Origin of the sequence: Streptomyces sp. TRM68367, assembly GCF_014495685.1 — a bacterium.
Classification (GTDB): Bacteria; Actinomycetota; Actinomycetes; order Streptomycetales; family Streptomycetaceae; genus Streptomyces.
Genome location: NZ_JACTVI010000166.1, coordinates 1 through 9544, shown reverse-complemented (window position 1 = coordinate 9544; position 9544 = coordinate 1). Strand labels below are relative to the sequence as shown.

Annotated in this window: 4 protein-coding genes and 1 pseudogene; 3 read left to right on the top strand and 2 right to left on the bottom strand. The window is 70.5% G+C overall.

What is annotated here, in order from left to right:
* The coding region (locus H8R17_RS43090) for a sacsin N-terminal ATP-binding-like domain-containing protein (protein WP_399478053.1) at positions 1–729 on the bottom strand (729 nt) is incomplete at its 3' end.
* A gap of 461 nt (positions 730–1190) precedes the next feature.
* Here H8R17_RS43090 and H8R17_RS48240 point away from each other — a divergent pair.
* Both H8R17_RS48240 and H8R17_RS43085 read left to right on the top strand, forming a co-directional pair.
* The gene (locus H8R17_RS48240) at positions 1191–1319 is read left to right on the top strand and encodes a hypothetical protein (RefSeq protein WP_262505977.1); all 129 of its coding nucleotides are present in this window, start codon (positions 1191–1193) and stop codon (positions 1317–1319) included.
* Positions 1320–1340: 21 nt separating this feature from the next.
* Positions 1341–6620 (top strand): annotated as a pseudogene (locus H8R17_RS43085) (sacsin N-terminal ATP-binding-like domain-containing protein); the annotation flags it as partial.
* Between the two features lie 457 nt (positions 6621–7077).
* Here the strand turns inward: H8R17_RS43085 and H8R17_RS43080 are convergent.
* Positions 7078–8061 carry a hypothetical protein gene (locus tag H8R17_RS43080; protein ID WP_187828629.1) on the bottom strand — a complete coding sequence of 328 codons (984 nt, stop codon included), beginning with the start codon at positions 8059–8061 and terminating at the stop codon, positions 7078–7080.
* A gap of 100 nt (positions 8062–8161) precedes the next feature.
* On the opposite strand from H8R17_RS43080, the gene H8R17_RS43075 reads away from it, so the two are divergent.
* Positions 8162–9544, top strand: a 1383-nt coding sequence (locus tag H8R17_RS43075; protein ID WP_262505976.1) for an NF041680 family putative transposase, incomplete at its 3' end; no start/stop codon positions are given.

The window sequence follows — 9544 nt, the reverse complement described above, 5'->3', positions numbered from 1 at the left end:
CCGCTTCGCGGGACGTTCCCGAAAACCAGGATCAACCCCTACAAGCCGACCCCACCGGGGTTGACGAAACAGATAGGGGCACCCCCCCCACTCGGCAAGCCACGCGTCCACCTCGTCCGCACCGAGCACACCCGGCTCCAGAGGAACGCGCAGAACCGTCCAGGTGTCGCCCGCCAACCAGTCAGGCACCGGGAACGGCTCGGCCACGGAAATGTCCGGATCCCCGACACGGAACCGGTAATGCCCGCAGTGAACCTCCAGATGCGGGGAGAGGGACTGGAGGGTCATCAAGCCGATCCCGAACCTGCCGGTTGAATCAGCCTGTTCTGCCTTGCTTGTCAGCCAGGGCATCGCCAGGGCCAGAACGTCCGGCAGCCGTACGGGACTGCCATTGTGGGCGACGAGGAGTTCCCGCTCCCTTGTCAGAATACGTACGTCCGTCGCGTCGAGGTCCTCGGCGTTCTGCACGATCTCCGAGAGTCCCTGTAGACGGTCGCTGGACAGATTGCCTGCGTGATCTCGGGTACGTCTCAGCGCGTGCCGTACTTGACCGTCCAGTCGGGCAAACCGGCTACCGAGTCGCTCGACCGCCGCCTCAGTCGCCGCCTCACCCTCCGGCTCCGGTACGACGGCTCCTTCTGGGATGCCCTCCAGAGAGAAGAGCGCATCGGCGGACGCAATCGCCCCGTCCACCGCGGCCGTTCGACACACCGCATTCCCCGCGCTCATCCCTACCCCCGCTTACCTCGGCACTGCCCCGCGACACAGGGTAATGAGCCCAACGCAATCTGCGCATGTCAACCCACGTACCTACCGCGGTGGGATCCGAGCCCAAAGAGCAGCGCCGACAAGCTGCTCGACGGGTTCGGCCCGGTAAGCCCCATACACCATTGGCTGACCTCAACACGACCAGGTTGGGGTGGTGGAACCCGAACGTGTGATGGGAAGCGCTCTGAGGCTGCTCATCGGCCCTACCTTGGTGGTCTGCCCGCAGCTCGTCGAGGTGGAGCCGAAGTTCGTGAAGTACACGCTGACTGAACAGCAGGCTGACATGCTCCGCCAGATCGCTGCAGCGTCGAGTGCCGTGCCCATCGCAGCTCCGAGCCGCGCTCCACACGGTGGTCCTCGCGCCCCCCCGATGTCAGTGCGGCGGGATACCGTCCTCATCACGCTGAGGTGAGGGGAGAACCATGGCGAGGAACGCCCGGGCCGAGCAGCTGCGCGAGTACGGCCGGTCCGTGCTGGAGGGGGCCCGGTCGGAGCAAGTCCTGCGCATGGCACGGCAGGTGAACGCCGTGTCGTACACGAGCGCGCGGTAGTACGCCGGCCGCTCGCTCTTCGAGTTGCTGCAGAACGGCTACGACGCGCATCCGAGGGACCGTCGCGACGGACGGGTCCACGTCCTGCTGGACGAGGCGGAGGGCGAGTGGGGGACGTTGTACGTCGCCAACGGCGGCACGCCCTTCACCTGGCGGGACGTCGAGCGGGTCTGCGAGCTCGCGCAGAGCTCGAAGGAGGTCGGTGAGGGCATCGGGAACAAGGGCGTCGGGTTCCGCAGCATCTTGCTGGTCAGCGACGCGCCCGAGATCTACAGCGCAGACCCCGACAGCCCGCTCGGCCCGGAATTGGACGGGTACTGCTTCCGCTTCGCGGAGAAGGTCGACGTGGAGGAGTTCCTCGCCGGTGAGGACAACGCCCACGAGGTGGCCGCCAAGTATCCGCCGCTCCAGGCGCCCCTGCCACTGGACGATGTGCCCGCGACCTGCCGGCAGCTCGCCGCCCAGGGGTACGTAACCATCGTCCGGCTGCCCTTGCTGAGCGAGGCCGCCCGGGCCGAGGTCCGGCTGCGGATGCGCGAGCTCGCGGGGGCGAAGGTACCCGTGATGCTGTTCCTCGACCGGCTCGCTGGCCTGACGCTGGAACGGCGGGCTGCCGATGGCGAGTCGGGCAACCGCCAAGAGGCGTACGAGCGGTACGAGCTGACCCGCTCCGAGGAGCGCTTCGATGTGGAGCAGGACGGCGCCGGGCACGGATTCCCCGTCTCCTGCGCGACCGTGGACCTGGGGCCGTCCGGCACCTTTCTCGTAGCCCGGGGCACCGTGGAGAAGGAACGGCTGAACAGCACGCTCGCCGAGGCCGTGGGTTCCGGGCTCCTCGACGACACGTGGCAGGAGTGGAAGCGGTCCGCCGTCGTCGAGGTCGCGCTCCCGCTGCCCGCCCCGCGCCGACCGCGACGCGGGCAGATCTACACCTTCCTGCCGGTGGGCGAGGACCAGGCCGCACCGTTCCCGGGGCACGTGAACGCCCCGTTCTTCACCAAGTTCGACCGCACCGGGCTTCCCTCCGACAACCCCCTCAACGTGCTGCTGCTCGACGCGGTCGCCGAGACCTGTCTGGCGGCCGCCGCGGTACTGCGTACCGTGCCCGAGCCGTCGATGGGGCAGCTCGCCGTGGACCTTGTGAGCTGGGAGAGTGAGAAGGGCTCTGCGGGGCGGCTGCGCGCGGCCGCACTGCGCGTGCACGGGAGCGAACTCGCCGACGTACCGCTCGTGCCCGTGCTCGCCGCGGACGGCGCCCCGCCGGAGGCGGGCTGGGCCCCGCCCCGGGGCGCGGTCCTGTGGCCGGACCTCGACCTGGCCGTCCTCACGGCACACCGTGCGTACGAGGCCGGGGTCGTGGTGGCGGACCCCGAGATCGGCGGCGACCGGCTGAAACGGCCGGCCACCCTGTGCAAGGCCCTCGCGTGCCCGTGGGAGCCGGGCCCGGAGATCCTCGCCGAGTACGTGGAACGGATCGTCGGGGGCCTTCCTCTCCCCCGGTCCGGTGAGTCCCCGGAGCAGTGGAGTGCGCTGTACGAGGACCTGGCCGCCCTCTTCGAGGACGACGGGCACGTCCTGCACGGCAGACAGTTGCTGCTCGCGGAGGACTGCACACTGCGGCACACCAACCGTCCCCTCGGCAGGGCGGGGACGGGCACAAGTACGCGTACACAGGGCAAGGCGAGCGGTCAGGGTGCCCGCCGCGAGGCGTTCTTCCAGCCGGTGCGTACGGAGGCGAACCAAACCGAGGCCCCGTCCGTCCCCGCCCTGCTCGGCAAGCGGTTGTTCTCCCTGCACCGGGGGCTGGTCTGGAAGGACCGCGGCGAGCGTACGCGCGGGCGGGCCGCCCGCGCCTTCCTCGAGCAGGAGGGGCTCGTCCGGCCGTACGACACGAGGGGCCTGCTGGACCACGTGCGGCAGGCGCTCAGCGCGAGCACCGATCTCCGGCTGCGGCTGCGGCTGCGGCTCCAGACTCTGCGGTTCGTCTTCCGGCTGTGGCAGCCGCGGCGTTCGCTGGGCGGGACGGAGATCTCCTCGCTTGGACTGTACGTACCGTCGGCGGACGGCCGACTGATCAGGGCGAGCGGCGCCGTCTTCGGCCGAGGCTGGGGCCGCACGTCCGTCGGTGAGGACCTGGCGGCGGTGGTCGCCGGCGGGCAGGACGTGTCGAAGACCCTCAAGGCGATCGCCGGACGCCTCCTCGCCGGGCCCGAGGAGTTCGCCAAGCGGGGCGACGAGACCACCGCTGCGGAGTGGCGGACGTTCCTGCTGGAGGCCGGGGTGGCCGACGGGCTGGTCCCGGTCAGGTCTTCCGACGCCTTGAGCCGGGTAGAGCAAGGCCAGGAGCTCAGCGCTCGGCAGCTGGTCAGCATGGCGAAGGTGTCTGCCGAGGTGCAGAAGCAGTGGGCGCCGTACGTCCACTGGCCCGGTGTCTGGTACCCCCGGACGCCGTACTGGGGGACCCCGGCCTGGCGGCTCCCCGGCCAAGACGTTGTCGGACGCCTCGGGCAGGAGGCCCGGCTGGCGTACGCACGGCTTGTCCTGCATGGCCTGGCCAGCTGGGAGGACGCGAAATTCGCCAGCGTCTGGACCAGTGCTGGCAGCCAGAGTTCCCCGGACAGGGAACGGGTCCCGACCCCGCTCGGCGCCTTCGTCCGGGAGCAGCCGTGGCTCCCGGTGCGGGGCCGCGACCGGGCCGTCCGCTTCGTCCGGCCGGCCGACGCCTGGCACTGCCCGCCCGGGCTGGAGGAGGAGCCCTCGTACGCACCGACCGTCGACCATCGGCTGCGCCACCTCCTGGAGCGCGGCAAGGCAGGCGACCGCCTGCGGGAGATGCGGCTGCCGACCTGGGACGACCCCCGGGACAGCGACCGCCTCATCGCCGCGCTGGGACGGCTCGCCGCGGAGGGCACGCTGGGTGCCGAGGACCGGCCCGCCGCGCAGCGCGCCAACGAACGCGCGTGGAGGCACCTCGTGAGGCGGCCCCGTCCCGCACTGCCCGAGGGCGCCAGTCTCCTCGCTGAGTCCGAGGACCGGCTGATCAGCGTTCCGCTGTCCGCCCTGGACGGCGGGGAGAGCGATGGTGATGCCGGGACCGTGCTATACGTCAGCGGTGAACGCGACGGCCTGACGGCCCTGCTTATACGGGAGATGACTCGCCCCCTGCTCACCCTTCCCGGTGTCTCGGCGGAGGCCGCCGAGCTGCTGGCGGCCGAACACCCCGCCACCGTCCGGCACACCGACGACCTGATGTTCACGGTGACCGCGGACGGCGCACGGGTGGACCCCGCAGCCATGGGAGAGCCACTGGTCCAGCAGCTGCCCTGGCTCACGCTGGCCGTGGGCGTCCTCTCCGACCACCTGGCCCGCGGCCCCCGGGCGAGCGAGGCCGAGCTGAGCGAGCTGACGTCCCTGGTCCGGAGCGTATGTCTGCACCGCTACCGCTCCTGGGACATCGAGCTCGACGGCCGGCCCGTGACGTTGCCGGGCCGCCTCGGCGGGGTGCTGCCGCTGCCCGATCCGAAGCATCCGCTCGTCCTCGCCCCGGCAGGCGAGCCGGGCTGGCACGAGACCACCCGCATCGTCGTGGCGGTCGCCGAGCTGCTGGGACGGCGGGAGTTCGGCGACCGGCTGCGCCTCGCCGCCCACCAGCTCGCCTCCCGCCACGCTGACCTGCGCGACCCGGGCCAGGAGGAGCTCGCCGACGCCCTGGAAGTCACGGTCCACCAGGTCGAGGAGACGAGTCGCCGGATCGACGGGGCCATCGGCGTGGTCCTAGAGCGCTGCCGGCCTTTCCTCGTCCACCTGCTCGGCACGGAGGCCGCGAACTCTCTGTTCCTGCCGCCGCCCGGCGACACCCGGGAGTTCCAGGCTCACCTCGAGGAGTACGCCGCCGAGCTCCCGGTCCCCGTATCTGAGTTCATCGCCAGGGCCCGCGCAGCCCGCGGTACGGACGAACTGCGGCGCGACCTGGGCATCGGATTCGCCGAGCTGAACGACACCCTGGGCGCGATGAACCCGCCCCTGGAACCGATCAGCCACGCCGACGAGCACGAGGAGGCGCTCCGCACCTACCTGGACCTGCGCAAGAAGGAGCTCGTCAACCGGCTGCGCTGGGCGGTGCTGGAGGACTTTGACGCGCGCCGTCCGATGCCCGACTGGCCCTCGGTCCGGGCCCTGGACTGGATCACCGCGCCGGAGGCATGGAGGTACACCGTGGACACGGCCGACACGGGGAGCCTGGAGGCGCACGTGGAGGAGCAGCTGGCGCTGCGCCTGGGCCGCGCGGTGCCGTTGCCCCGGTCGGGCGAAAGCCTGCCCGCCCCTGACCAAGTACGCGGCGCGAACCTCCGTACGATCACCGGCCTGGCCGCCGACCTCGCGGTCCTGGTCAGGGCTGCCGGACACCCGTTGCCCACGGCCCTGACCGGAGTCGAGCCCGCCGAGGAGGTCACCGCGCGGCTGGAAGCCGCGGGCGCGCTGGACTTCCGACCCCTGTCCCCCACCGACGTCGTCGGCTGGCTTGTGGCCCTCGGCCAGTGGCCCGACGGGATGGCGATGGCGACGGATCCCGAACGGCACGGGCTGTCCGAGGGCGACCTGGACCGGGTGCGCAACGCGGCGGAACACGAGCGCCGCGAACGGGAGCGCAAACGGCGGTCGATCTCCGTCGGCGGCCGCGACTTCGACGTGCACTCAGGCGACTTCACCGCCCTCACCCGCGAACTCGACCGGGTACTGCAGAGCGGCTCGGCGCCGGGCATCACCGCCGCCGGGCCGCTCCGCTTCACGGACCCCCGTCCCCAGACCGGGCGCACCCAGGCCAGCAGTCACACGCGCGGGCGGCGGTACGGGGGCGGCACGGACAGCGGGCTGACCACGGCCCAGCGGGAGGCCATCGGCTACGTGGGCGAGTGGTACGCGTACCAGTGGCTGTGTGCGTGCTACCCGGACCGCATGGACGAGACCGGCTGGGTGTCGGGCAACCGCCGCAAAGTTTTCCCCGGCCCGTCCGGCGACGACGGCCTCGGCTTCGACTTCCGGGTCGGCTCCGGCAGCCGGCCCTACCTGTACGAAGTGAAGGCGACCGGGGGCGAAGGCGGCCGCTTCGAGCTGGGAGAAAGCGAGGTCCGCGCGGCCCGCCAGCACGCGGGCAACGACCGCTGGCGCCTCCTGGTGGTCACACACGCCCTCACCCCTCACAAGATGGCCATCCAGATGCTCCCCAACCCCTACGGAAAGCGCGGCCGGGGCCGCTACCGCGAGGAGGGCGGGGCACTGCGCTTCTCGTACCTGCTGTGACCTTGACGTTCAACTCCAGCGCGAGATGAGTCGGGGCCGAACGTCAAATGCAACGAGTTCGCGCACGGTTGGCGGTGAGACGTGGGGTTGGATGGTTGATCATGGTCGGGTGGTGGGGAACTCAACTCGTGCGTTGATCATCAGCAATCGGCGGATCAGAGCCGCTCCTCCATGTCTCTGAGCGCGGCGACGATCGGATGAGGAGAGGTAAGCCGCGCGGGAACCGGAACCACCGAGGCGTCGGCCGCCTGCTTTAGGCTCCGCCAGTCGGGGTGTGATCCCGGCGCGCACCCACAACGGACCGCCTTCCCGAGGAGACCTGGTCGCCATCGGCTCAGGCGTGGCCGTGGCAACGCTCTTGGCCCTGCTGCTCAACGCAAGTCCTGAGCCCCCCACGCCCGTCGGCCGCCCTGAGGTCAGCGCCACCTCGCCCGCCCGTTAAGGAGGCGCAATCGGCCTAGTCCAGCTGGAAACGAAGGCGAACGTCGTCTGCCCATTGCCCTGTGTCGACGTCGCTCTCCTGCCACCGTCCTTCGTCACAGATCAGCGTCCGCGACCCGAGCAGGACTCGTGGAAACAGGGACCGGCTCGGCACCCGGGGAAGCACCTCGACGGTGTCCAAGCGGAAGGCGGGCACCTTGAATCCGCACGGATCACCATCATGGAGTAGCACGGATCCGCGGCCGGAGAACCAGGCGACGAGGCTGGAGTGGGCCAGGTTGCAGACAACCGGGACGTTAATGGTCCCGGACGCGGTGCCGCAGTCCTCCTCCTCCACCTCCGGCGCCGCCAGGAGGAGTCCCCGGGGGATCGGCTGGGTCTGCGGGTCGGCTGCCGAGCCGAGGAACATCAGGGAGTTCCGGGATTCCGTGCTGGCCATGTCTTTGACCATGACAGGCACCGCGTCCCAGCCGTCCAAGCTTTGGGCATCGCGGTAGGCCGCCGCGCACCGGGCCAGATCGCCCAAGCTCTCGAAGCACGTCACATCGAGAGGCGGTCCGTCGCCGTCGTCGAAACAGAAGACCGACTCGGGGTGGCAGGTGGTGAGGAAGTCAAGCAGGACCGGATGGTCGCCAAGGAGAGCGTCGCTGTCCGGGTCGGCGAGCGCCCGCATCAGGTGCACGTACTGACCGTCCCGCTCGACCCGGGCGGAAACGGTCAGGGCGAAGCCCGCAGGGTAGACGTAACCGAAGTGCTGCTCGTTGGCGGTACGCAGCACCGGCAGTTCCGCGGACACGGGAGTGGTTTTGACGCACACCCGGGTGGGATGGTCCATGACGAAACCGGCCAGCACATACGGCTGGGGCAGGTGCGCTAGGCCCCCCATGGCCTTGCCGCTCAGCGCGAGTTCGCGCATCCTCTGGTCACGTCGCACCGGTTCACCGAAGGTGGCCAGGTAGAGCGCCTCCTGCTCAGCTTGGCGTTTAACGTGGCAGGTCACCCGACCTGCTGATCTGCGGTTCTTTCCGGGACAGCGGAGGCGGCCGTTCTCCACGCTTCGAGATGTCGAATCACGGAGCACAAGAGAACGGCCGCTGTGTATGAGTCTGTCTGTCGACGCGCCCGCAGGTGAGGCGTTGGACGTGTTGTCCCGCTTTCGGGTCGAGTTCTACGAATGCCTTTACGCTCGCGCGGATGCGCTCTTCGAGCTCACTGATGCGGTGTTGTGCGCGGACGGGCCGGTGAAGACGCTGGTTGAGCTGTCGCTGGCGGTCGAGCACCGGCGTGGGCACGGTGCGCTGTACGCGGCTTTGGACCGCGGCTGGCTGGAGCCGACGCGCCTTCGCCGCACGCTGGCCGGTCTGCCGCTGCCGAAGGCGGCCGACGGCCGGATCGTGCTGGCCGTGGACGTGAGCAACTGGCTCCGCCCCGATGCTCCGACCAGCGACGACCGGCTGTTCTGCCACGTCTACGGACGTGGCGACCGCAAGACGGACCAGTTCGTGCCGGGCTGGCCGTACTCATTCGTTGCCGCGCTGGAGTCCGGCCGCACCTCCTGGGTCGCGCTGCTGGACGCCGTGCGCCTGGGACCCGCCGACGACGCGACGCTCGCCACCGCCGCCCAACTGCGCGATGTCGTGCAGCGGTTGACGCAGGCCGGGCATTGGCGGCCGGGCGACCCGGAGATCCTCATCGTGATGGATGCCGGCTACGACGTCACCTACCTCTCCCACGCCCTGGCCGACCTGCCGGTGATGCTGCTCGGGCGCCTGCGCTCGGACCGGGTCATGCTCCGCGACCCAGGCCCCGCGCGTTCCGGCCCGAAGGGCGGGCGGCCCCGCCGGCACGGCGGCGTCCTCACCTTCGCCAAGCCCGACAGCTGGCACCAACCCGAGGTCACCACGGTCACGGACACCACCCGCTACGGCACAGCCGAGGTGATGGCCTGGGACCGGATGCACCCCCGGCTCACCCACCGAGGCCCATGGCTGGACCACGCGCACGAGGAACTGCCCATCCTGCACGGCACGTTGATGCGGCTGCAGGTCGAGCGCCTGCCGGGCGACCGCGACCCGAAACCCGTCTGGCTGTGGTCCTCGGCCGTCGGCGCCACACCTGCGGACGTGGACCGCTGGTGGCAGTCGTTCCTCCGCAGATTCGATCTCGAGCACACGTTCAGGCTCATGAAACAGACCCTCGGCTGGACGGCACCGAAGGTCCGCCACGCCGACAGCGCCGATCTGTGGACCTGGCTCGTCATCGCCGCCCACACCCAGCTCCGCCTCGCTCGCCCCCTCGCCGAGGACATGCGCCGCCCCTGGGAACGACCCGCCGAGCCCCGCCGCCTCACCCCCGCCCGCGTCCGCCGGGGGTTTCGCAACGTCCGCGCGACGGCGGCGAGGCTGTCGCACGGCTCCTGCCCAGTGAAGGTCAAGAGCGATTCGTTGTTCGGTTCCGAGGATCAGGGAGGCGTCGGATTCTTG

Bases quoted from the DNA above. Each gene is read 5' to 3' on its own strand.
- H8R17_RS48240 (WP_262505977.1), top strand. From the start codon at position 1,191: ATGGCGAGGAACGCCCGGGCCGAGCAGCTGCGCGAGTACGGCCGGTCC.